Below are 21077 nucleotides of genomic sequence, written 5' to 3' on the forward strand. Positions count from 1 at the left end.
TGCAAATAGCCTCTTATCTATCGATAGCAGATTGGGGAGAGTAATTGATGAGCGACATCGCTGAAATGACAAAAGAACACGCTCTGGCTCGCATTATTATACTTAACAGCTTTCAACGAATGATTAGGCCTTCCAGTAAATTGGAACAAGGCCAATTCGTTGTGACCGGTCCCAATTTTCAGGGAGATGATATGCATGTTGGATATTGTGTCCAGGTGCGTGAGGGCGTTGGTCAATTTGGCTCTGACATAGTTTTTCTGCGCCACTCCAGTGGTTCTTTAGTTGCCCATGAGAATCAGTGTTACTGTGCGATGAATGCTGAACAAGAGGGACTTGCGCGCTCAGTATTTGAGGTTTTGCCAGAGGATGAGGAGTATAAACTCGGCTATAGCGATTGTGATAAAGTCCACGAAATTGGTTTTGTTATAGAACATTCAAATTCTCTCGGCACACCTGATGTACCGTTTGTCATTGCAATGAAAAAACATAATGACTGAATTAACTCGATATGTATCTGTTCAGCGATATTTATTTTTTTCATTAATTACTCTACTCGACTTGTATTATCTAATTAAATAAAAATGAGGTGAAATATGGAGGTTAAGAGGGAGTCTATTGATGAAGTGAAGCATCGATTAGATTCAGTTACAGTAATTTTTAATTCTTATGTCGCTGATTTTGATGCGCAGTCTGTTAAATTGAATAAAGAAAAGGACGAGCGCCTTGTCCCCATAAAGCAGCTTATGTATACAGCACAGGCTGAATTAAAAAAAATTCGTTTAGAGTACGAAATCGCATGTATTGAGTCGTGGGGTGGCATGGTTGATGAGGGCAAGGTTTCACCATACATATACTCAATGATCGTATGGTGGCACAAGAACCCTGACGCGATGCCTGATTTAGACATGATTATTAATAATCCACCGTATAAATATTTTTGTCGTTCGGCATTGTTCGCTTTTATAGAAGATTGTGGATTAGTTTGTCACCCGAAATGGGATGAAAAAAGATGTCATCTGGGAAGAGTTTCCTTAAGACACTCACCATCTCGTTATCAAATGCCATTCGTATTGAGAGGGATACCTGCATTTTCACAAGTGATGGAAAAGGATGATGATGGCAGAGTTAGATTCAGTATTGGTAATGTTTGCGTGAGGATTTATTTTGAAGATGAGCTCGGTTTTGGGGTCAGGCGAATAGCAGAATATAAGGAGCTATTGATAAACTCTGAAGACAAACAATGCTGCCTGACCATTAATGTTACTGATGAATCATGTGCTGACGAATTAATTGCACTGAATTTTCCCGACATCCGCTCTGCTTACCTGCATTTAATAGCCAGTCGATATCGGACGAAGCGTTATTATCACCAGCTAATTAAATCAAAGTGTAACTATTCACATACAGAGATGCAGGAGAGAAGTGAATGATAGGTATCATACTACTTAGTATTATTACTGTTGCTATTTACTTATGGATTAAAAGCGGTGGGGGGAGGCGTTTTCATATCAGGTTAGGGAGGTTTTTTGAGCAAAATACATTTTACCTTGGCGTGGTGATCATTGCGTTTTCTTTTGTCATGCCTTTGTTTCTTAATCATCACGAGAATGCCTCTGATTTAATAAAAGGTTTGGATTCCATTGTTGAATTATTTGTTAACTGCTCGTTCTGGCTTGGTGTGCTGGCCATTACTATGGCTTTTTTCATGCGAAAAAAGTCCAATTAAAAATTAGTTATCACTATAACTAGTGTTGAGTAATAAAAATGAATGATGAAGAAAAAGAGAAATACATAGAAAAAATTCAAAAACTCCTCCATTTAGCAAAACGCAGCACGAATGAGCATGAGGCTGCTAATGCTATTAGCCAGGCTCAGAATCTAATGCATAAATTTGGCCTGAGCGAGTTGGACATCGATCTGAAGTCGATTAAGGAATTTCAGAGCGAGCATTGTCCGTCTGATGCGAACAAACTCCCAGAATACGTGGTCAGTTTGGCCAATATGCTGTGTTATGCATTTGGTGTGCATTGTTATTACACCTGGACGCGGAACCATCGACGTTCTGTTGCATTCTACGGTCCGACAGAACGACCACAGATTGCTGCATATGGGTTCGATGTATTGAGTGTCCAGCTAGTTAAAGCCCGTAGCGAGTTTATTGCCTCACAAAATAAGCGTATTAAGCGCACTACTAAAACCAATCGAGCAGATCAATTTTGTGCAGGCTGGGTGAGCGGTGCTCGGAATGCCATTAGCCGGTTTGCTGTTGAACCAGATGAGCAACAATTAATGTCACTGTATTACAAACAGATCTCCGAGGGGTTTAGCGAACTTAAAAGCCGAGAAGCGAAAAGCTGCCGTGGCGATGATGGTGCATATCGTGCCGGTTATCACTCGGGTAAAGAAGCTCGACTGCATCAGGCGGTCGGGGGGAAATCAATAATAGGTATTGAATATTGATTAGCAGGGATGGAATATATGACTAAAAAACTCATTTGGGAAATAATTAAACTAATTGCCTCGCTGTGTTTGTTTTTTATTTCTCTTTTTGTATTATTCTCTATTATATGGTCTATCATAAATATGAAAACATCAATGGCAACATCAGAGGATATTGCGAGGGTTATTAAAGAATATCCTTGTGCTAAAACTGAGTTTGAAAAAATTCTAGAGAAAGAACCGTTATTAACCAGCCAAGCCGAAGATATTGGTCAGAAGTGCCAGGCTATTGAACGCCAGAAGAATGCTTTAGAATAGATGAGTGCTTCTTTCATAAACGCTAAATTTCTCATCCCCAATATTCAGTTGTTTGTCGTCTCTGGTTCTCGGTTTTTGCAAAGTAATGGCGAAAACCGTTAACCAAAGGCAAGGATTTGAGGCATGACAACTGAGTCCTCCGTTACAGACACCATACTTCCCCCCCTATCTGAAGCTCAAGGAGATGATCCGTTTGCTGAAGAGGTCAACGCACATTACGCCAAGACTTCCTCTGCAGGCGTCGCCGCGCGGCGCATGGGACTCTTCAATAAAGAAGAATCTGCGGATAAGGAAAATTCGCGGCACTCCTGGCTCTTTAAAAGCCTGCTTGCCGTTTTATTTTTTGTTCCGCTAGGTCTTTCTGTCGTGCTTTTCCTGATCGTTCAACAGCAGAGTGTCCAGTTGGACTCGCTGGATGCCGCATTTCGGCGTGGCCAGCTTCAGCAATTGCCGGCAGAGATACAAGATTTGAAAAGTAAAATTGGCTCTCTGAGGAGCGAATTTGTATCTGTGCAGGAGCTCGACGCATTGCGTCAGTCTCAGAATGATCGGGCTAGCACCCTGGATACGAAACTGAATCAATACATAAAAAGTGTAGAAGGGCAATCAGCCATTCCTGAACGGCTAGCACACCTTGAACAGCGTATTAATGATCTGCAGGGAACAGCAGATGCACAGGATAAGCGTATTTCCTCTTTAGCCTCTGACTGGCAAAACAGGTTTGAAAAGTTAGCGCCGCAGAAGCAGAAGGCTCCCCCTGCAAAAAAGCCTCAACGGGTAATTAAACCCGTTCCCGCCCCTTTTGCATTAACCAGTATTGAGCATCGGGGAGGGCAGCAATATGCCGTCATCATCCCTCATTCAGCAAGCAATCGCTGGTCAGATATACAAATGCTAACGCCTGGCGAATCGGTTAATGGCTGGACGTTAGCCAGCATTGACGGAAATCAGGCGCGTTTTTTGGTTAATGGGAAGTCTCAAATTCTCACATTGCAGTAAGGAACCGTTATGAAAGTGAAAGCAATGGCGCTGATGCTTGCTTTGGCAGGAATGGCACACGCATCCGTCAATACCAGCATTCATGTTACACCTGAGTCGAATTCACAAACTCGAGTTGTTGATCAGGGATTATCTCACCTTTAGTCGACACAGTGGGGGCTGACCGATGAAGAATGGGCTCGATATCAGGACATGATCCGGGGGAAAACTGGCATCCAGTCCCCGGGATTGGATCCGTTAACTACTCTGGGTATTGAAGCTCGCAGTGATGCAGAACGGCGGCAGTTAGCAGAGAAGTGGGTTAAGGAAGAATTTCAGCGAACTGAAAAGATTCTGAAATTTCAGCGTGAGGTGGATGCTGCTTGGGGGCGCATTTATCCGAATGCATTGCCAGTCAACATGGGTAATGCGGGCGGCGTCGCACACGATAACGGTGGTCGATTGGCGTTATTTGTGAAATCCAAGGATTGCGGCAACTGTAATTCACGCCTCGCGGCTGTTCTAGCGGATGATCGCCCGGTTGATATCTATCTGGTCGATAGCGGTGGGGATGATAACAAACTGCGTGAATGGGCCAGAGAGCGCAATATCCCAGTAGAACGCGTGCGTAATCGTCAAATCACATTGAACCATGATGGTGGTCGTTGGATTCGCTTTGGTAATGGACTAATGCCAGTGTTGTTGCAGCAGGGAGAAAGTGGATGGCGTGTCGCTGCCTTCTGATTTTGCTGGTTATATTCAGCATTTTTTCTTCCAGTGTTAACGCATCACGACAACCGGTGCCTGATGGGTATCAGCGTGTTGCGTATTTACATCAGGTTCCGCCTGAACTGTTCTATGCACAATCATTACAGGAGTCTAGCCGCAAGCTGCCTCATGGCGTTCGCCCCTGGCCCTGGAGTCTGAATGTTCAGGGGAGAAGCTATCAATATGACAGCCGGCTGGAAGCTTGGCAGGCACTACAACGTTTTCTGAAGACGGTTCCACATAAAAACATTGATGTTGGATTAGGGCAGGTTAACTGGGGTTGGAACGGTCGTCGTTTTGCAAACTCCTGGGAGGCGTTTGAACCCTACACCAATCTGAATGTTTCAGCACAAATTCTACGTGAATGCTACGAGAGAAAACCGGGCAGTTGGTTACGTGCTGTTGGTTGCTACCACCATCCAGCCGGCGGTGCTCCGGCTGCCAGATACATTTCTGCGGTGCAGCGTAAATTGGCCATGATTGAACCTTCGACAGCTTCCCATCTTCCTGAGATTACTCCTACCACTCAACTTGTCTGGATCGAACCCCGGAGTGTCAAATAAATGAAAATTATTTCCGCATCTGCGCTGTGTTTTCTGGCGAGCCCGTTCTTTGTTCATGCAGAACTGAATGTTGTCGCCGATTTGGGAGGGAAAGATACCGCATCGTTTTTTGATGGTATTAACCGCCAGGACAACAACGAAGCCAATAATACTGAAAGCCGCACCTGGAAAGGTCAGCCAGGAGAGGGAGCTATGCTGCCGGTGCTGACACCAGAACTGACTGTTGGTATTGAAGCGTCAAGAACGCTGAATTTGCCTGGAATTGGTGCGTTATTTCTTGTCGGAGACGATCCGGCATCGCGTTCTTGGTTGCAGATCAATGCTGCAAAACTGAGCCAAATGAAGGCAGTCGGTTTAATCGTCAATGTAACGGATATGGCTGCGGTTCAGTCCCTGCGATCGCTGGTTCCTGATGTGCAGATGGCTCCTGCGTCAGGTGGTGAGTTAGCTCGCCGATTACAATTGCGACATTATCCCGCGCTGATCACGGAGACCTCTGTATCTTCAGAGGTACAACAATGATCCCACTGCGTCCATATCTGGCTGAGATCGCAGAGCCTGTTTTGGGTATTGTACCTATTCTTTTTTTTATTATTACTGTTGCCGCTATAAGTATGTTATTCCGCTTGCGTGGCAAAGCCAGTGTGCGTCGCCATCGTCGTTATCGTAAAACTGCCGAGCGCTTGTTAAAAAGACTTCCCACTTTAGCTGGTGATGCGCAACGTGTTTCTTATCTCCGCCGTGTTAATCCGTATGTGTTTGAAGAATTGCTTTTGCTGGCAATGGAGCGTCAGGGATTGACGGTCATTCGCAACGCATCATATAGCGGCGACGGTGGATTGGATGGGCAAGTCTTTGTTAAAGGGCAGCGTTGGTTAATCCAGGCAAAACGCTATAGCCGAGCGATAGATCCCGCGCACGTCGCTGAGTTTTCGGCATTACTGATACAGCATCGGTGTGGCGGTTTATTTATTCATACCGGACGAACTGGTGCTAAAAGCAAGCAACATGCGATCTCCAGCCACGATAATACGTTTCCCCTCCATATCATCAGCGGTCAACAATTACTGGCGTTGTTGGCTGGCAATCCAATTTGGATAAACTTCACCGTTAGGAAGAGCTAATGAGCGATCGTTATGTTATTGAAGCGTTGCTACGACCCGCCGTTGAACTGAATACAGCCGCGGTATCTGCCACTGCTGCATTTGTCTGTGTGCAAGCGCCGTGGGCGATTGCGCTGGCCCCGTCAGTGAGTTACGTGACGGCCGGTGGGTTTGCTGTTCTGGCCATGGTACGTACTCGGCAGGGGATGAAAGTGCTGCGTTACCGTCGTAATTTACGACGACTACCGCGCTATGTGATGAGTAGTAAGCAAATTCCAGTCAGCAAACGGCGGCTGTTTATCGGTAAGGGATTCATGTGGACGCAGAAACACACCCAACGGCTGCGTGACACGCTACGTCCGGAAGTCGAGCGCTATATTCAGCCATCAACGTTATATCAGGCCGCCCGCAAACTGGAGAATGTGTCAGAACACAGTTTCCCTTGGCTTACCAGGTTGTTAAGCGTCGATTCTCCGCTGAACCCAGTACGACCTTTGCCACCTGTCGGCGGGAAGCCGGTTTTGCATGGTATTGAACCGGATGAAGTGGATGTCACCATGCCGCTGGCTGATCGCCCCGGGCATACCATTGTTTTGGGTACGACTCGTGTTGGAAAAACACGGTTGGCCGAACTGTTTATTACCCAGGATATCCGCCGTGGTGATGTGACGATCGTTTTTGATCCAAAAGGCGATCCTGATTTATTACGTCGTGTATGGGCTGAAGCACATCGAGCTGGGCGAGGTGATTCGCTTTATATTTTCCATCTGGGCTGGCCTGAGATATCGGCACGCTACAATGCGGTCGGAAGATTTGGGCGCGTTTCTGAAGTGGCATCACGTATCTCAGGGCAATTGGCGGGGGAGGGTAACAGTGCGGCGTTTAAGGAGTTCGCGTGGCGTTTCGTAAACATTGTAGCTAGGGCTCTGGTTGCACTGGGTGAGCGGCCTGATTACACGTTGATTATGCGTTACGTCAACAACATTGCGGACCTGTATCTGCGCTATGCTGAGAAAATCATTGAAGAGGAACTGCCTGAGCTACAGCAGCAGATACATAATAATCTGAGTGTGCTCACTGATGGAGATGTCCCCCGAAATATGCAGGGCCAGCCTAATAGCGTTGGTATTTGGGCAATAGAAGTTGCATTAAGCTCTGAAGCTGGCAAGGCGCTCTATGATCCGATTCTCGATGGTCTGCGTAGCGCGGTTCGCTATGATCGAACCTATTTCGACAAAATTGTTGCCTCCCTTCTGCCACTACTGGAAAAACTGACGACGGGTAAAACGGCGTCTCTTCTGTCGCCGGACTATCTGGATATGCATGACTCACGCCCCATTTTTGATTGGGAACAAATTGTTCGCAAACGGGGCGTTGTGTATATCGGTCTGGACGCCCTTACAGATAGTGAAGTTGGTACTGCTGTGGGGAACAGCATGTTTGCCGACCTTGTCAGCGTTGCTGGTCATATTTATAAACATGGAATTAATGCCGGCCTCCCGCAACAGAGAGAGGAAAAGGCTGTTATTAACCTGCACTGCGATGAATTCAATGAGCTCATGGGCGATGAATTCATTCCGTTGATAAACAAGGGCGGTGGCGCCGGCGTTCAAGTAACCGCCTATACGCAAACGTCATCGGATATCGAAGCGCGTATCGGCAATGCTGCGAAAACGGCGCAGGTTATTGGGAATTTCAATACACTGATCATGCTACGTGTCCGGGACAACAAAACCGCAGAATTACTCACGACGCAGCTGCCGCAGGTTGAGATCTACAGTAAAACGTTGGTTTCCGGTCACTCGGATACGGCTAATGTTGAGACTGGACAGGATTTTACTTCGAGCACACAGGACCGTGTCGGCACGATAAAAACTCCACTGATTGAACCGTCTGATGTCGTCAGCCTGCCTAAAGGCCAGGCGTTCGCCCTGCTTGAAGGTGGCCAGTTGTGGAAAATCAGGATGCCACTGCCAGCGAATGATTTGAATGATGCAATGATGCCAGCCAATTTGCAGGCTGTCGCCACAGAGATGCGCCGTAACTACCGATCCAGTGAGGGATGGTGGAACGGTAGTTCAGTTGGGGGGGAGTAATATGGCTGAACCTGTGCGTAATCCCTCCCCACAAAAGCCAGAGCGGCAACATGGTTTACTTTATAACGTATTGTGGGGCTGGCCATGGAAGTTGATTGGTATCATTCTGGGTTCATTATTGTTGAGCTTGCTGATTGAGTACGTGGGTATTGCATTCTTCTGGACAACGGAAGGGGCGGCACACAGTCAGCAGGTAATGAACACTGAGCTGGGCTATTTATCGTCAGAATTCAAACGTAGTCTGTTGTTTTCCGAGCCATCTGTCACCGTAATCCACTGGATCAACACTGGCTATCACTGGGCGTTTATCAACAGTGGCTTTATGGATTGGGTTAGTAACCAATATCAGATGCAGGCAAACAGTCATAGTGAGCTCAGTCGTAGCTTAAACGCCTGGAGTGGTTGGCTGGCACAATCATTGCGGGAATATTTGCTGGCTACTGTCTATGTCACGGTGGTTACCCTGGTTAGGGTCACCATCCTGGTTCTCTCGATACCCTTGTTTGCTATGGTGGTAATTGTGGCCATTGTTGAAGGGCTCGGGCGTCGTGACTTGCGGCGCTTTGGTGCAGGCTATGAATCCAGCTTTCTCTATCACCATGCCAAACGTCTGGTGAAACCCGCGTTTTATGTGCCCGCTATGCTGTATTTGTCCTGGCCGATGGCTGTTTACCCTAATTTATTACTGTTACCTGCAGCATTGCTATTTGGTACTGCAATTACAGTAACGACGGCCACATTTAAAAAATATCTTTAATTTTAGAAGAGGATAAACGGTAATGAGTGATGGATCCTGTCAGGCGGCTGTCGCTGCTATTCAGTTTGCGCTGGAGCTGGATGCGGATGAATGCAAGATGTTCCTGCGATACTGGAATGAAGGTGATTTCAGAAAATGCATAGCTCTTAATTGAGCTGGACAAAAGCGTACAAAACTTGCTTTTGTGCGCTTTTGTCAGCAGACAAGACGCTTGCGGCGCGTCAGTCCAATTGTTCAATTAAGTGACAATAAACCTTTTCTCCGAAACGATACCCTTCTGCACTAATGTATTCTGAATTATTAAATATATCGTTTATATCCGTTCTTTCTCTTAAGAAAAGAACAAGTTCCGGTATCACAAATTTTTCAGCCATAAGTGTAGATAACTTTTTGTTTCGATAGAGATCTCTGACATAAACATAATCTATTTGAAAATTTAATATTATTTCTGTGGGAGTCGATGAACTTATCCAATATAAAAAGGAGCAATAGGCGATAGGTTTGTTTTTTTCATTAGTTACAACAATTAAACTTACAGTCCATTCATCCGGTTCTGTGCAAAATCGTAAGGCTAATGCATATCGTTCATCACATGCATCACCAATATCCTCAAAGTCGTCTGGGGTTGGTGTGAAGGAGTTATGAGTGTTACCTTTCATATCTATGCAGTATAAAGACATATTTTCCCTCTATCTCCCCTATTCAGTTGTGCAATCTCAGTTAAATTTTCAATTCAGTATAAATGGTTTATCGCTGACTAATCTTCCTTGACTCCTCATCCTATGTGCACCGTCAACTCACTGTGAGGTGTGCATGTTTTCTCCCTCAGTCCGGCTTGCTTGTCTGCTAGGTGCTTCATTGCTGTTTACTCATGCGGCGAATGCATCAGAGAAAGACGAGCTAGCCAGCACGCAACGCCTACTCGATCAGGTTCAGGCGTCGTTGGAACGAGCTCGCGTTGTCGCTGCGCAATCTGACCCCGCCGATCGTGCCCGATACCACTTCGACTATCAACGCATTACTGCGGATTTGAATGCCATCAGAGCGGGTATCGATACCTACTTGGCACCATCCCGGGCACAACCTCGGGAAGCCAGTTCTATTGCGGGGAACTACCGTCGGGAGAGTCCCTGATATGTCTATGACTGCCGCACAGTCTTCAGCCTTTAAATCAGCATCTGGTTTCGATCCCCAAATACTCAACCTCATCTGTATCGGCTTTCTGCTTGCCGCGCTGTTTCTGTGGGCTGCCTGGGCATTAAACGATGTCTGGAATGGGTGGGCTAACGAGAAAGTCCGAGATGCCGCGCTGGGACGGTTTGTGTTCAGAACAATGCTTTTGTTGGTCATGAGCATTTGGATTTTTGCTAGTTAATCATTTTCTACACAGAGGAATTTTCATGTTTAAGCGCCGCTATCTACATCGTCTCATTTCTTTTCTGTTCTGTATGGCGATTTTATGCAATCCCATTTTTGCTGCTTTGCCTCCTGTTGAAGCTCCTCAATCCAGCGGAGGGTCAGGACTAATGGGGCAAATAAAAGGCTATCTACAGGATGGCATTGTTCTGGCTGGATTACTGGTTGCAGCCATCATGTTTATTAATGTCGCGATTGCTGCAGGCCATACCTTCGTTGAAGTTCGTAATGGACGAGCAGAATGGCCAAAATTTGGCGCGATTGTTGTCGTAGGCGCAATCTTACTCGTCCTCACTATCTGGTTACTGGGCAAATCTGCCAACATCATTTTGTGAGGTGCGGGTATGCGAACCATTCCTTTTTTGCCTGATCGCCTGAATGCCGAACCCGTGGTGTTTCGTGGGTTTACCACTCCAGAGTTAGGGCTTGCTGCATTATTTGGGGCTTTTGTCGGCGTCTTGTGGTCCTTATTCCTTATCCCTCTAGCCGGGTGGGTCATTATTCCGACAGGGATATTACTGACCCCTCTGTTGGTAATTGGCCTCGGGGGTAACTGGATGGCGCGGATTAAACGCGGTAAGCCTGAGAATTACATCTGGCAGAAGTTGGGGGAAAAGAAACGACGTATTGGTGTAGGGGATGAGACGTTGATTATTCACTCTCGCTGCTGGTCATTACGCCGGCATCAAGTGAAGGGAAGATCATGAGCATCTACCGTAACGCGGTAAGAAATCGCGACCAACATATCCAGACATTACGCATTGCCTGTGGCGTTCTGGTAGTTCTGTTACTGGTCACGATACTTGGCTGGATGCGGGCACCTAGCAATTTGACGGTTCACAATCCTCCAGATCTCAGGGCTGGTAGTACCAAACCTTGGTGGGAAGTGCCGGCGCCGACAGTCTATAGCTTTGCGTTTTACATTTTTCAGCAGTTGAATGCCTGGCCGAAAAATGGCGAACAGGACTATCCCGGCAAGATATTCAGCCTATCACAATACCTGACTCCATCTTGTCTGGATTTTCTGAATGCAGACGCGAAAAAGCGCTCCCTTGGTAACGAGCTCCTGGATCGTGTTCGCGTGGTTTACGAGATCCCCGGACGTGGATATAGCGCGGAGAGCGTGGATATTATCAGCAGGGACAACTGGGTTGTCCGTCTGGATTTGGTTACCGATGAGTATTATCACACCGAGCCCGTCAAACGCGTATTGGTACGTTACCCGCTAAAAGTTGTCCGTTGGGATGGGGATGCAGAGCGTAACCCGTTTGGTCTGGCACTGGATTGTTATGACGGTATGCCGCAGCGTCTGGAAATTTCGCATCAGCCTCAGTCTGAGAAAAAGGGGGTTATACGATGAGAGCACGATTACTTTTTCAGAGCGGTTTATTGGGATTGTTCATTACAGCGTCATTGCACGCTGCCGCTGATGAATTAATTAAATGGGAACGCATCCCCCTGCAGATCCCACTAAAGGTGGGGCAAGAACGCGTTATTTTTGCGGATAAAAACGTTCGTGTCGGTTTCCCGCCGGCACTGAATGACAAGTTACGCGTTCAATCGACAGGTGGGGCTGTTTATCTCAAAGCGGACAGTGCATTTCCTCAAACGCGGTTGCAGTTACAGGATTTAGAAAGCGGCGAGATTATTCTGCTCGATGTGACTGCGTCACCGAGTGGCCCAACAGAGCCTGTTCGTCTGGTGTATAGCGGTGATGTCACTACGGTAGATAACAGCGATCGTCCTGCTAAGGTATCCGGGCGTAGTGATTCATCTTCCACTACCGGAGCGAAGCCTGACACGAAAGAGCCGAAAGCGCCTCGCTATAACGCCCCCTTACCTGTCGTTCTGACTCGTTTTGCTGCGCAAACACTCTACGGGCCATTGCGTGCGGTAGAGCCTGTGAGCGGTATTCATCCCGTTAACCCTCGTCTATCTGGGAAGATCACGACCTTATATCCCTCTGAACCGTTGGATATAACCACGCTGTCAGCCTGGGGAGTTGGGGCGCGCTCCGTTGTGGCGTTACGTGTTCGCAATACGTCCAGCCGAAAGATTGTCCTCGATCCCCGGGTTCTTCAGGGACAGTTTGTTTCTGCCACGTTCCAGCATCGTTGGGTAGGGCCAATAGGTACACCAGAAGACACGACAACATTATACCTGATCACCGATAGCCGTCCGGAACTGGCATTTGTCGCAGAGCCGGTCGCCAAAATGCCGCCAACATCAGGTAAGGCCAGTAAGAAGGATCGTGTTCATGCAAATTAAGTCCAATACGTTGGTCAAAGTGATTGTGCCATCGGTGCTGGCCATCGGTGCATTGATTGGCGTAAAGAGTTGCCAATCAGATTCAACCCAGACACAGAATGCCGCTGATACAGCAACGACAACACTGGGGTTGTCTCCGGATGAACTCAAAGCGTTGGGCGTCGCGGGTGATACTCCCCAGGATACGTTACGCACGTTGGTCGGCTCGTTAAATCAGGTGCGCAGTGATTTAGGCAAGCTCAGTCAACAAAATGAGGACCTAAAAAAACAAAATGAGGTACTGACCCGCCGTAGTACCGATGTGTCAGGGCAAGTGAATGAAGCTGTTTCTGGCGTGCAGCAGTCCTACGATACGCAGCAAAAACGCTTACAGGATGAACAGTTACGGCTACAGAATAAAATTCAGGAACTGACCGATAAACTGGCTAATACGATGAGTAATCCCGGTGGCCATATTAGTGGAGGGAGTAACTATCAGGACGCCTCTGGGCACGGTGATATTCCTCTGGGGTTAGGGCTGGACGGCATGGGAAGTGGTACCAGTGGCACCTCGTCGCAAGGCGCAGATGGGCTGATATGGGTACAGCCAAAAGATCAGAAACCCACTGACCCTAATAAGGTCTCCAGTTCTGGTATGCCTGCATTGCCTCAGTTTCCTACCTCATTTCTTAATGGCAATGAGTTAACGCGTCAGAAAGCGGCGTATGAGCAGCAAGTGAAAGGGTACTCGAACGAAAAAAATGAGGTTACAGCAGAGCCAGTTTACACCTTACCTGAGAATTCTACCCTGATCGGCAGTCGGGCAATGACGGCGCTGTTAGGGCGTGTCCCGATTAATGGCACAGTGACTGATCCCTACCCATTCAAGGTACTCATTGGTAAAGACAACCTAACCGCAAATGGTATCGATTTGCCCGATGTAGAGGGGGCGATCGTGTCGGGTACTGCCAGTGGTGACTGGACGTTGTCGTGCGTTCGTGGCCAGGTCAATAGTATTACGTTTGTGTTTGCCGATGGCACCGTTCGTACATTGCCGCGAGCTGACGCTAATGGCAACAGTAATAGCAATAATGGCGGTAGCAACCAAGGGGAGAGTAGTACCAGCGGTGGTATTGGCTGGATTTCTGATGAAGCGGGGATCCCCTGTATCGGCGGGGAACGCAAATCTAACGCATCTACCTATCTGCCCACCATTTTTGCTTTGTCTGCTGGCTCTGGTGCTGCCAGTGCGCTGAGTCAAAACCAGCAGACGACGCAAACAAATGGCTATGGTGGGATGACCTCCTCACTCACGGGGGACGCGGGCCAGGCGGTTCTTGGTAAAGCGCTGGCCGGTGGTCTGAATGAGACGACTGACTGGGTGAAACAGCGCTACGGCCAGACATTTGATGCGATTTATGTCCCGCCAGGTATGCGATTAGCTGTGCATATTACGAGACAACTGGCGATTGATTATGAAGACAAGGGCCGCAAAGTTCGATACGACTTCTCGTTACCGGCTGATGGTAGTAACCAACGTGGTTTGGATTGAGGAGGCGAGATGGAAACCATTCACGCCTGCTGGGAAAACATCTGGATCTTTAGTACGGCATCCGCAACCGATCAGCTACGGATTGATATTCACTATTGTCAGTCCGATTCTGAATTATTAGCCAAGAGTCTGTCTGAATCAGCGCAAGCATCGCTTTACTGGGTTAATGACGCACTATTTCTTGATGTTGGTAGCCATTGTATTCCGGTGCTGGAAGGCTGCTTTTTTGTCAGACAACTACCGCCCGCATCACTCAAACGCTTTGAACTGGCCTGTTTTCTGGAAAAACAGACCGATCCTTTCCTGATGGCCATCGAACAGGGCCATCTTAATGACTGGCACATCGTACGGATGACGGTTGCCGAATTATCCCGTCACCCGATGTGTCGGTCATTTTCGCTCATTGCCGGTCATTTTCATTTATTCCGACGTTCTGGAGAAACACATGCCTAAATGCCAGATTATGGCCACACTGCTTGTTATGGTGTTATTGAGCGGGTGCTCGACCTCAAAAGAAGAAATGCTGCCAGCTGGTGAGCACACCATGCTGGAATTATGGAATGGTGCAGATGGAGAGGGAACAACTCGACGTTCAGCGCAGGCCAGAGATGCATTACGCCGACCGCTGAGTGCAGCTGAGCTTCAAACGTCGTTACATGACGATCGGAGTTACAGCCGAACTCAGGAGAGCGAAATCAGTCAACAGTTTCCCCGCCTGCCGAACCCAGACATGGTGATATATATTTTCCCTCATTTGACTGAGGGCAGTACACCCGTTCCCGGATACAGCACGGTATTTCCGTTCTATAGCCAGACCCAGTATGCGATGCCGGGTGAACGCGTGGAGGCGCTGTAATGTTCTCACTATTTAATAAAAATCGCCTATCCCGCTCTCGTGAAACGCGTGTACCTGATGACGCGATCGGCAGTCTTGCTGAAGGTATTTCAATTCAGGTTGCCGGACGAGCATCACTGCAACGTCCCGGGAATATGACGATTCAGGATGAGGTCAGGCTGAACCATGCTAATCCCTCAATCATCGATTACCTGCCGTGGGCAGAGTTCTTAGACAGTGATAAATGCCTGTTGTTGGATGATGGCATTTCTGTCGGAGCGGTATATGAAGTCTCTCCCGTTGCGACAGAAGGACGTACGGAAGAGCGCCTGGAACAAATCCGCGATACGGTCGAGGATGCGATACAGGACAGCTTTGAAGAACTGGATGAAAACCCCTGGGTTGTGCAGTTCTTTTGTCAGGATGAGAACAATGTCGATGCTTATGTCGATCGCCTGAGGGGCTATGTCAAACCCCATGCGCAGGGCACACCGTTCTCGGAAGCCTGGCTGAAAGAGACCGAGCGACATTTACGGGGGATTGCCCGTTCTGAAGGACTGTTTACTGACACCAAAATTACTGGCCAGCCCTGGCGCGGTCAGCAGCGTCGTACGCGCATGGTGATATACCGCTGGATTGGTAAAAACAACCGAGACCCGATGCCGCCGATCGCGATGCTCAACCAGGTATGTGAACGTGTGACCAGTGCATTGTCTGGCGCTGGGGTAATGTGTGTGCGACAGAATGGCCATCAGGTACATGGCTGGTTGCTGCGTCATTTTAATCCGTCGCCGGAATGGGTGGATAAAGACACGTTATATCGTCAGGCAGCCTATTTTGACCGACGCGATACCCCTGATGGCACCATGCCGGTACTCAATGATTTTACGGAGACGCTGTGGTTCAATCCGCCACGTTCGGACGTGGAGAACGGCGTATGGTGGTTTGATAATCAGGCGCATTGTGCGTTGCCGGTCGAGAAATTACGGCGCCCGCCAAAACCCGGAGCGATTACAGGGGAAATGCTCCGGGGAGAAAAGATCAATGCGTTAATGGATCTCTTTCCGGAAGGTACCACCCTGTGTATGACCATAGTGGTACAACCGCAAGATAAGCTGGAAGCGGACTTTACCCGGCTATCGAAGAACGCAGTAGGTGAGAACACCGAGTCTGGACGTGTTCGCCAAGATGTTAAAACCGTCAAAGAGTACCTGGGAAATCGGCATAAGCTTTACCGTGCCGGGCTAACATTTTTGCTGCGTGCTGATGATGTGGAAACGCTCAATCATAAACGCGTAGAGCTGACGACGGTGTTACTCGGTGCAGGTTTACAACCTGTGCGGCCGGAGTATGACGTTGCACCACTTAACAGCTATCTGCGTGCACTCCCTATGTCCTTCAACCCGGAAACCGATAAGAAACACTGGTATACCCGGCTAACGTGGGTACAGCATCTGGCTGGGTTATTACCTGTAACGGGTCGTGAAACGGGTACGGGGAATCCCGGGATCAGCTTTTTCAATCGCGGGGGAGACGTATTTTCATTCGACCCGTTGAATAAAAGTGATCGCAGCCAAAATGCACATAAATTGATATTTGGACCGACCGGCGCCGGCAAGTCGGCAACGATGTGCGCGATGTTATCGCAGGTGATGGCCATACACCGCCCCCGACTGTTCATTGCTGAAGCCGGCAACTCATTTGGGCTGTTGGCCGATTATTTTGAAAGCCTGGGCCTGACGGTGAATAAGGTCAGCATCAAACCGAGTAATGGGTTGAGTCTTCCGCTGTTTGGTGACGCTTATCAGTTGTTGAACAGTGATGTTCCTCTGGCCATTGATGCAGATGCACTGCCTGAACTGGATGCTGACACAGAGGAGCAGGGTGACGATCAGGGGGATAAGAAAGAGAAACGGGACATTTTGGGGGAAATGGAGATTTCAGCCCGCATGATGATCACCGGTGGTGATGCGAAGGAAGAAGCCGAGCTTAAACGAGCCGATCGCGCAATGATCCGTGAAGCACTGGTGATGGCCGCGAAAGTTTCGTATGCCGCTTCTAAACAGATGCTTCCGTCCGATCTGCAACGCGCACTACTTGATATTTCCATGGATACTGAGCGCAATGAGCAGCGTCGTACTAAAGCCGCTGAGATGGCTGAATCGCTAAGTATTTTCACACAAGAAGGGAGTTTTGAAGCAGAACTGTTTAACCGTGAAGGGCAGCTCTGGCCAGAAGCTGACGTCACGCTGATTGATCTGGGGTATTTTGCGCGTGAAGGGTATGAAGCGCAGATGGCATTAACCATGGTGTCACTGACGAACACCATCAACAACATTGCCGAGCGTGATCAGTACAAGAAAAGGGATATCGTTTTCGCTGTTGATGAGGCGCACATTGCAACGGTTAATCCGCTGTTGGCGCCCTATATGACAAAGATCGTCAAAATGTGGCGAAAATTGGGGGCCTGGCTCTGGCTGGCAACGCAGAACCTGGAGGATTTTCCAGATGCAGCCGGCAAAATGCTTAACATGGCTGAATGGTGGCTATGCCTGGTGATGCCAAAGAAAGAAGTCGATGATATCAGCCGTTTCAAATCCCTGACGGATGAACAGAAATCGGTGCTGATGTCAGCCAGTAAACTGGATAAATGCTACACCGAGGGGGTCGTATTATCGAAGAACGTCCAGGCGTTGTTCCGTGCCGTTCCCCCCAGTTTGTACCTGGCGCTCGGTATGACAGAAAAAGAAGAAAAAGTGGAACGACGTCGTCTGATGAATGAATTCCATTGTTCGGAGCTGGAAGCGGCAATGCGGGTCGCCAAAGCATTAGATAAAGCCCGTGGTTTGGTTGAGCAGGAGAAAGCTGCAGCATGATGACATTGAAATACCCTACGCCGACGATCCAAACGGAGAGTGGCCATTTTCCCATGCTTTTTAGTCTGAAACCGCAAGGCGAGGCGGGGATTTCCCTGAAAAACGATAGCGAACTGCAACAGCTACGTGATGCTATTCGTCAGCGTTTACCTATGCAGTGCAATGTAACGTGCCATCCTCACCGAGTCGGTACACGAGGTGCGGTAGCGCTGCATTTTGATGGCGGACACGGTATCGGCCCCTGTGTTGATATCCTGATCTCTGTTGCCGGCACAACGAGTTGGCCAGAGATTGATGATTACGATCATCCCCGCTGGTACATTTCTGTTCCGGATGCTGTGGATGTGGTTTACCTGGTATTGTATCTGAAAGAAGTTGCGACTAGTGCATAGAAAATTGATGCTGTTGCGACAACTCAGTGATTAAAATCTCGACTGCATCGAGAATAGTGAATACAGACGAACAGAGCCTCAGGTTCGCTGGGGCTCTTGTTATGAACAATACTCAGTCATCGTCATCAGGCCATGTTTCTGGATGCCCTTCACAAAAGCTGCAGCCAGTCATTACGCTGAATTCATTTACATCTGTGCTGTGATAACCGCAGCACTCACACTGGCCAATAGATTCAAAAAGGCTAAAGCAGTATGTGCAGAAATACCCTTTTCCAAGTTCACAAACAGAATGTTCGGTATCACATTCGGAGCAACCAGCCGGAGTGGGTGCGCAATCGTACTCGTCCTGCGAGTAACTGCTTGTATCAAGAAGGTCATAACGGGAAACAGAATACTGGCATTTGGTGCATTCAAAATCCGTTTCATCCCAAGGTTTCAGCGTTTGCGGTTTATTGCACTCTGGGCATGAAAACTCGACCAACCCATCTTGCAGAGAATTACACACTAGACATGACGATGTTTTGATGGAGTAACCATTTATTTCAAACACCTCTTTTTCCAGCGCGGCTGATTTGCTGCACCGATAACAATCGGTAACTTTACCGCCTTTTTTTTGGTGCTTCTTAATTTCTGGTTTGACCTGCGTGAATTTAATATCGGCATAGTAGGTGTTTTTTATAAGAAGACGCGTTTCTTGCCCTGTGAGGTAATGTCCTAGCGCACCTTCAAAAATTGACTTCCAGTCTTCTCGCATCAGTCGATTCAATGCAAACCAAGCGTCAGCCTGCTCAACAAGAAGTTGCGTTTTTTCTTCATCGGTAAAGGCACTGTGATAAAAATGGACTACTCGGTTGCGGTGCTGACGGATTTTGTCAAAGGCTTTAAGAGTGGCTGACGGAAGAGGCTTCTCCAATACATCGTTCAGCCGCTCACAGGCCTCCGCAAAGGTGATTGATTGAAAATCACCGCTACGGTATTTCGCGCGAATAATTTTCCTTCCGCTGCATACCAGCGACCAGTGTTCATGAGCAAGCGGCACTTTAAGCAGCAACTCGACGGCAGTCCAGAAACTGACGATGGAATGGGTGGGAGAAGTGGAAAACTCATCCTGTGCCTTTTGTAAGAAGTCCATGCCGTTATCCAGTAGTCCACGTACCTCAGGGGAAAGTTCGAGACTGCCAGCCCTCAGTCTTTGAATGTTCATATGCCTCCGGTTGGTGAAAGATTACGGAAAGTGGACTTATTTATATATCGGTTATTGTAGCCCGTAAATTTTCATTTATTCGAAAAGAGTTTACCGCTGTTTATCTCCCCCACCTGCTGCAACCTGAAGGGTATTTATTAACCTAAAGGAGTACGGTGATGAACAGCAAAACCTATGCTTTTCTTCTCCTGTTTTTACCTGCCCCATTATTGGCCAACCCCGTTGTCTATACCGACCAGCAACATCTTCCCAGCAATCTGACACCAGAAACGCAAATAGTCTGGCTGGATGCGCCGGAGCGACTGCAGCGTGCAGTTTTTGGCGAGTTTTCAGCCTCGATGGAGCAAGCGACAGGGCAGGCTCAGGCTGTCATGCGTTCTCCACAGTGGCAACAGCATGAGAATGACCTGCAAACGGCCTATCGTGGTGTGGTGCATGCATGGGAAATTGGCGTGCGCAAATATCCTGCTGTTGTTTTTGACGATCGCGACGTGGTGTACGGCACAGCTGATGTTGCCAAAGCGCTTGCATATAAAATGCAGGAAGGGGGACGACCATGAGTCGATGGCGAACCCGGTTACGGCCGATTGCAGTTGGCATTATGCTCACGACCGCGTGTGAGCCTGCTGCGATTGCTGCCGTTAACACCGCACAAATCGTTGCCAGCGCTATTTCTCCAGGGTGTATCAGTTGGCGTGTCAGTGGCATCTGTTACTGGCTATTCTGCACGAAATTCGGCTGTACCATTCGCACGTCCGTCAAAGTCACTCACTTTATTCCTGATGCAGTGGTATCCACGTATATGGCTCCAGGAGGCAATCCCTGGTCAGAAATGTCTCTGGTCAGTCAAGGTGCTGGCGGGTTGGAAAGTACGGTGACCAGTGGGTTAAGCGGGGTCACTGCCGGCGGAGGGAACGCGGCAGATATTAAAGATCCGGGGCGACGAAAATCCAATATCAAATTCAAGTATGCGGATGCGATCGGCCACCCAGCCTCGACCCTCATCGGTGGACAAATCCCCGGTTATTCCTGCGATAGCGTTGCCACGCCGCTCATGCCGTATTTTCTGAGTACACTGGATTCTCTCGCCTGGCGAACGGGAATTCCTGAATCGCTGTATCCTGAGGCGCTCATTCCTGGCCAACGCGAAGTAGGCAGCATTGCGTCTGGAAATATGTGGGGGAATGTTTATCCCCGTTCTGGATTTGTCCAGCATACCGATGACGATAAAGCGTCCGCCGTTGTCGCCCAACGTGTGGCAGACATTATTACGCGCTCTGGTCAACTGCACGTCTATCAGCCCCTGACGGGTTCCCGCCGCGATGGTTACTGGCCTCCAGAGCCTGTCGTGGAAAACACCAACAATCACAAGTGGCAGCGCTTATCTCCACAGCTAACGTCTTCCTGCGCGATCTTCCCTGATGGTGACCGCATGTCAGCGGAGAATGGCAGTGCAGCCTATACCCTCTGGCAACCATATAGTTGCTGCCAACGCCGTGGTCAGCGGTTGTTATCTGTTACGAATTTTTAAGG

28 protein-coding genes and 1 pseudogene are annotated in these 21077 nt (G+C 48.4%); 27 read left to right on the forward strand and 2 right to left on the reverse strand.

Going from position 1 to position 21077, the window contains the following annotated elements:
* Window positions 1-47 precede the first annotated feature (47 nt).
* The 14 genes and pseudogenes from DMB82_RS02245 (at window position 48) to DMB82_RS20675 (ending at window position 9176) form a co-directional block, all read left to right on the forward strand.
* Window positions 48-497, forward strand: a complete 450-nt coding sequence (locus DMB82_RS02245; RefSeq protein WP_116164843.1) for a plasmid protein — start codon at window positions 48-50, stop codon at window positions 495-497.
* A 96-nt stretch (window positions 498-593) separates the two neighbouring features.
* Window positions 594-1430 carry a hypothetical protein gene (locus DMB82_RS02250; RefSeq protein ID WP_116164841.1) on the forward strand — a complete coding sequence of 279 codons (837 nt, stop codon included), beginning with the start codon at window positions 594-596 and terminating at the stop codon, window positions 1428-1430.
* Window positions 1427-1726 (forward strand): hypothetical protein, encoded by a 300-nt coding sequence (locus DMB82_RS02255; protein WP_116164839.1) that lies wholly within the window; start codon window positions 1427-1429, stop codon window positions 1724-1726. Before DMB82_RS02250 ends, DMB82_RS02255 begins: the two co-directional genes overlap by 4 nt.
* Before the next feature lie 38 nt (window positions 1727-1764).
* Window positions 1765-2460, forward strand: a complete 696-nt coding sequence (locus DMB82_RS02260; protein ID WP_116164838.1) for a DUF2786 domain-containing protein — start codon at window positions 1765-1767, stop codon at window positions 2458-2460.
* 18 nt (window positions 2461-2478) lie between these two features.
* The gene (locus DMB82_RS02265; protein WP_116164836.1) at window positions 2479-2757 is read left to right on the forward strand and encodes a hypothetical protein; all 279 of its coding nucleotides are present in this window, start codon (window positions 2479-2481) and stop codon (window positions 2755-2757) included.
* A gap of 123 nt (window positions 2758-2880) precedes the next feature.
* Window positions 2881-3756, forward strand: coding sequence for a hypothetical protein (locus DMB82_RS02270; protein ID WP_116164834.1), 876 nt, complete (start codon window positions 2881-2883; stop codon window positions 3754-3756).
* 9 nt (window positions 3757-3765) lie between these two features.
* Window positions 3766-3900, forward strand: a complete 135-nt coding sequence (locus DMB82_RS20670; RefSeq protein ID WP_267132203.1) for a hypothetical protein — start codon at window positions 3766-3768, stop codon at window positions 3898-3900.
* Between the two features lie 6 nt (window positions 3901-3906).
* Window positions 3907-4479, forward strand: a pseudogene (locus tag DMB82_RS02275) (TIGR03759 family integrating conjugative element protein); the annotation flags it as partial.
* Window positions 4458-5066 (forward strand): lysozyme family protein, encoded by a 609-nt coding sequence (locus DMB82_RS02280; RefSeq protein WP_228400035.1) that lies wholly within the window; start codon window positions 4458-4460, stop codon window positions 5064-5066. The pseudogene DMB82_RS02275 and the gene DMB82_RS02280, both read left to right, overlap by 22 nt.
* The gene (locus DMB82_RS02285; protein ID WP_116164832.1) at window positions 5067-5588 is read left to right on the forward strand and encodes an integrating conjugative element protein; all 522 of its coding nucleotides are present in this window, start codon (window positions 5067-5069) and stop codon (window positions 5586-5588) included.
* Window positions 5585-6190, forward strand: a complete 606-nt coding sequence (locus tag DMB82_RS02290) for a restriction endonuclease (protein WP_116164830.1) — start codon at window positions 5585-5587, stop codon at window positions 6188-6190. The genes DMB82_RS02285 and DMB82_RS02290 overlap by 4 nt, the downstream gene beginning before the upstream one ends.
* A complete protein-coding gene (traD, locus tag DMB82_RS02295; RefSeq protein ID WP_116164828.1) occupies window positions 6190-8265 on the forward strand; it encodes a type IV conjugative transfer system coupling protein TraD in 2076 nt (691 codons plus the stop codon). The genes DMB82_RS02290 and traD overlap by 1 nt, the downstream gene beginning before the upstream one ends.
* 1 nt (window position 8266) lies before the next feature.
* A complete protein-coding gene (locus DMB82_RS02300; RefSeq protein ID WP_116164826.1) occupies window positions 8267-9022 on the forward strand; it encodes a TIGR03747 family integrating conjugative element membrane protein in 756 nt (251 codons plus the stop codon).
* Between the two features lie 22 nt (window positions 9023-9044).
* On the forward strand, window positions 9045-9176 hold the full coding sequence (locus DMB82_RS20675; protein ID WP_257981561.1) for a hypothetical protein: 132 nt from the start codon (window positions 9045-9047) through the stop codon (window positions 9174-9176).
* Between the two features lie 67 nt (window positions 9177-9243).
* Here the strand turns inward: DMB82_RS20675 and DMB82_RS02305 are convergent, their stop codons facing one another.
* Window positions 9244-9702, reverse strand: coding sequence for a hypothetical protein (locus tag DMB82_RS02305; protein WP_116164824.1), 459 nt, complete (start codon window positions 9700-9702; stop codon window positions 9244-9246).
* 133 nt (window positions 9703-9835) lie between these two features.
* Between DMB82_RS02305 and DMB82_RS02310 the strand changes: the two genes are divergently transcribed.
* From DMB82_RS02310 to DMB82_RS02360, 11 genes are read left to right on the forward strand one after another with little or no spacing between them, the layout of a single operon-like run.
* Window positions 9836-10156, forward strand: a complete 321-nt coding sequence (locus DMB82_RS02310) for an integrative conjugative element protein, RAQPRD family (protein ID WP_039313267.1) — start codon at window positions 9836-9838, stop codon at window positions 10154-10156.
* A 1-nt stretch (window position 10157) separates the two neighbouring features.
* Window positions 10158-10397: a TIGR03758 family integrating conjugative element protein gene (locus DMB82_RS02315; RefSeq protein ID WP_116164822.1), complete on the forward strand. Its 240-nt coding sequence runs from the start codon at window positions 10158-10160 to the stop codon at window positions 10395-10397.
* Window positions 10398-10422: 25 nt separating this feature from the next.
* A complete protein-coding gene (locus DMB82_RS02320) occupies window positions 10423-10773 on the forward strand; it encodes a TIGR03745 family integrating conjugative element membrane protein (RefSeq protein ID WP_116164820.1) in 351 nt (116 codons plus the stop codon).
* Between the two features lie 9 nt (window positions 10774-10782).
* On the forward strand, window positions 10783-11145 hold the full coding sequence (locus DMB82_RS02325) for a TIGR03750 family conjugal transfer protein (protein WP_039313261.1): 363 nt from the start codon (window positions 10783-10785) through the stop codon (window positions 11143-11145).
* Window positions 11142-11798 (forward strand): PFL_4703 family integrating conjugative element protein, encoded by a 657-nt coding sequence (locus tag DMB82_RS02330; protein WP_116164818.1) that lies wholly within the window; start codon window positions 11142-11144, stop codon window positions 11796-11798. The genes DMB82_RS02325 and DMB82_RS02330 overlap by 4 nt, the downstream gene beginning before the upstream one ends.
* A complete protein-coding gene (locus tag DMB82_RS02335) occupies window positions 11795-12706 on the forward strand; it encodes a TIGR03749 family integrating conjugative element protein (RefSeq protein WP_116164816.1) in 912 nt (303 codons plus the stop codon). Before DMB82_RS02330 ends, DMB82_RS02335 begins: the two co-directional genes overlap by 4 nt.
* Window positions 12696-14237, forward strand: a complete 1542-nt coding sequence (locus tag DMB82_RS02340; protein WP_116164814.1) for a TIGR03752 family integrating conjugative element protein — start codon at window positions 12696-12698, stop codon at window positions 14235-14237. Before DMB82_RS02335 ends, DMB82_RS02340 begins: the two co-directional genes overlap by 11 nt.
* Before the next feature lie 9 nt (window positions 14238-14246).
* On the forward strand, window positions 14247-14690 hold the full coding sequence (locus DMB82_RS02345) for a hypothetical protein (RefSeq protein WP_116164812.1): 444 nt from the start codon (window positions 14247-14249) through the stop codon (window positions 14688-14690).
* The gene (locus DMB82_RS02350) at window positions 14683-15093 is read left to right on the forward strand and encodes a TIGR03751 family conjugal transfer lipoprotein (RefSeq protein ID WP_116164810.1); all 411 of its coding nucleotides are present in this window, start codon (window positions 14683-14685) and stop codon (window positions 15091-15093) included. Before DMB82_RS02345 ends, DMB82_RS02350 begins: the two co-directional genes overlap by 8 nt.
* The gene (locus DMB82_RS02355; RefSeq protein WP_116164808.1) at window positions 15093-17948 is read left to right on the forward strand and encodes a conjugative transfer ATPase; all 2856 of its coding nucleotides are present in this window, start codon (window positions 15093-15095) and stop codon (window positions 17946-17948) included. Before DMB82_RS02350 ends, DMB82_RS02355 begins: the two co-directional genes overlap by 1 nt.
* Window positions 17945-18340 (forward strand): acetyltransferase, encoded by a 396-nt coding sequence (locus DMB82_RS02360; protein ID WP_116164806.1) that lies wholly within the window; start codon window positions 17945-17947, stop codon window positions 18338-18340. The genes DMB82_RS02355 and DMB82_RS02360 overlap by 4 nt, the downstream gene beginning before the upstream one ends.
* 112 nt (window positions 18341-18452) lie before the next feature.
* Here DMB82_RS02360 and DMB82_RS02365 read toward each other — a convergent pair whose 3' ends face one another.
* Entirely contained in the window at window positions 18453-19544 is a 1092-nt protein-coding gene (locus tag DMB82_RS02365; protein WP_116164804.1) for a hsdR, read from the reverse strand.
* A 158-nt stretch (window positions 19545-19702) separates the two neighbouring features.
* Between DMB82_RS02365 and DMB82_RS02370 the strand changes: the two genes are divergently transcribed.
* Both DMB82_RS02370 and DMB82_RS02375 read left to right on the forward strand, forming a co-directional pair.
* Complete coding sequence (locus DMB82_RS02370) at window positions 19703-20104, forward strand: TIGR03757 family integrating conjugative element protein (protein WP_116164802.1); 402 nt, start codon at window positions 19703-19705, stop codon at window positions 20102-20104.
* A complete protein-coding gene (locus DMB82_RS02375) occupies window positions 20101-21075 on the forward strand; it encodes a TIGR03756 family integrating conjugative element protein (protein WP_116164800.1) in 975 nt (324 codons plus the stop codon). Before DMB82_RS02370 ends, DMB82_RS02375 begins: the two co-directional genes overlap by 4 nt.
* Window positions 21076-21077 lie beyond the last annotated feature (2 nt).

Origin of the sequence: Pectobacterium aquaticum (genome assembly GCF_003382565.3) — a bacterium.
Lineage (GTDB): Bacteria > Pseudomonadota > Gammaproteobacteria > Enterobacterales > Enterobacteriaceae > Pectobacterium > Pectobacterium aquaticum.

Excerpts from the sequence above, each read along its gene's own strand:
- DMB82_RS02245 (WP_116164843.1), top strand. The coding sequence starts at position 48 with ATGAGCGACATCGCTGAAATGACAAAAGAACACGCTCTGGCTCGCATT.
- DMB82_RS02250 (WP_116164841.1), top strand. The coding sequence starts at position 594 with ATGGAGGTTAAGAGGGAGTCTATTGATGAAGTGAAGCATCGATTAGAT.
- DMB82_RS02255 (WP_116164839.1), top strand. The coding sequence starts at position 1,427 with ATGATAGGTATCATACTACTTAGTATTATTACTGTTGCTATTTACTTA.
- DMB82_RS02260 (WP_116164838.1), top strand. The coding sequence starts at position 1,765 with ATGAATGATGAAGAAAAAGAGAAATACATAGAAAAAATTCAAAAACTC.
- DMB82_RS02265 (WP_116164836.1), top strand. The coding sequence starts at position 2,479 with ATGACTAAAAAACTCATTTGGGAAATAATTAAACTAATTGCCTCGCTG.
- DMB82_RS02270 (WP_116164834.1), top strand. The coding sequence starts at position 2,881 with ATGACAACTGAGTCCTCCGTTACAGACACCATACTTCCCCCCCTATCT.
- DMB82_RS20670 (WP_267132203.1), top strand. The coding sequence starts at position 3,766 with ATGAAAGTGAAAGCAATGGCGCTGATGCTTGCTTTGGCAGGAATGGCA.
- DMB82_RS02280 (WP_228400035.1), top strand. The coding sequence starts at position 4,458 with ATGGCGTGTCGCTGCCTTCTGATTTTGCTGGTTATATTCAGCATTTTT.
- DMB82_RS02285 (WP_116164832.1), top strand. The coding sequence starts at position 5,067 with ATGAAAATTATTTCCGCATCTGCGCTGTGTTTTCTGGCGAGCCCGTTC.
- DMB82_RS02290 (WP_116164830.1), top strand. The coding sequence starts at position 5,585 with ATGATCCCACTGCGTCCATATCTGGCTGAGATCGCAGAGCCTGTTTTG.
- traD (WP_116164828.1), top strand. The coding sequence starts at position 6,190 with ATGAGCGATCGTTATGTTATTGAAGCGTTGCTACGACCCGCCGTTGAA.
- DMB82_RS02300 (WP_116164826.1), top strand. The coding sequence starts at position 8,267 with ATGGCTGAACCTGTGCGTAATCCCTCCCCACAAAAGCCAGAGCGGCAA.
- DMB82_RS20675 (WP_257981561.1), top strand. The coding sequence starts at position 9,045 with ATGAGTGATGGATCCTGTCAGGCGGCTGTCGCTGCTATTCAGTTTGCG.
- DMB82_RS02305 (WP_116164824.1), bottom strand. The coding sequence starts at position 9,702 with ATGTCTTTATACTGCATAGATATGAAAGGTAACACTCATAACTCCTTC.
- DMB82_RS02310 (WP_039313267.1), top strand. The coding sequence starts at position 9,836 with ATGTTTTCTCCCTCAGTCCGGCTTGCTTGTCTGCTAGGTGCTTCATTG.
- DMB82_RS02315 (WP_116164822.1), top strand. The coding sequence starts at position 10,158 with ATGTCTATGACTGCCGCACAGTCTTCAGCCTTTAAATCAGCATCTGGT.
- DMB82_RS02320 (WP_116164820.1), top strand. The coding sequence starts at position 10,423 with ATGTTTAAGCGCCGCTATCTACATCGTCTCATTTCTTTTCTGTTCTGT.
- DMB82_RS02325 (WP_039313261.1), top strand. The coding sequence starts at position 10,783 with ATGCGAACCATTCCTTTTTTGCCTGATCGCCTGAATGCCGAACCCGTG.
- DMB82_RS02330 (WP_116164818.1), top strand. The coding sequence starts at position 11,142 with ATGAGCATCTACCGTAACGCGGTAAGAAATCGCGACCAACATATCCAG.
- DMB82_RS02335 (WP_116164816.1), top strand. The coding sequence starts at position 11,795 with ATGAGAGCACGATTACTTTTTCAGAGCGGTTTATTGGGATTGTTCATT.
- DMB82_RS02340 (WP_116164814.1), top strand. The coding sequence starts at position 12,696 with ATGCAAATTAAGTCCAATACGTTGGTCAAAGTGATTGTGCCATCGGTG.
- DMB82_RS02345 (WP_116164812.1), top strand. The coding sequence starts at position 14,247 with ATGGAAACCATTCACGCCTGCTGGGAAAACATCTGGATCTTTAGTACG.
- DMB82_RS02350 (WP_116164810.1), top strand. The coding sequence starts at position 14,683 with ATGCCTAAATGCCAGATTATGGCCACACTGCTTGTTATGGTGTTATTG.
- DMB82_RS02355 (WP_116164808.1), top strand. The coding sequence starts at position 15,093 with ATGTTCTCACTATTTAATAAAAATCGCCTATCCCGCTCTCGTGAAACG.
- DMB82_RS02360 (WP_116164806.1), top strand. The coding sequence starts at position 17,945 with ATGATGACATTGAAATACCCTACGCCGACGATCCAAACGGAGAGTGGC.
- DMB82_RS02365 (WP_116164804.1), bottom strand. The coding sequence starts at position 19,544 with ATGAACATTCAAAGACTGAGGGCTGGCAGTCTCGAACTTTCCCCTGAG.
- DMB82_RS02370 (WP_116164802.1), top strand. The coding sequence starts at position 19,703 with ATGAACAGCAAAACCTATGCTTTTCTTCTCCTGTTTTTACCTGCCCCA.
- DMB82_RS02375 (WP_116164800.1), top strand. The coding sequence starts at position 20,101 with ATGAGTCGATGGCGAACCCGGTTACGGCCGATTGCAGTTGGCATTATG.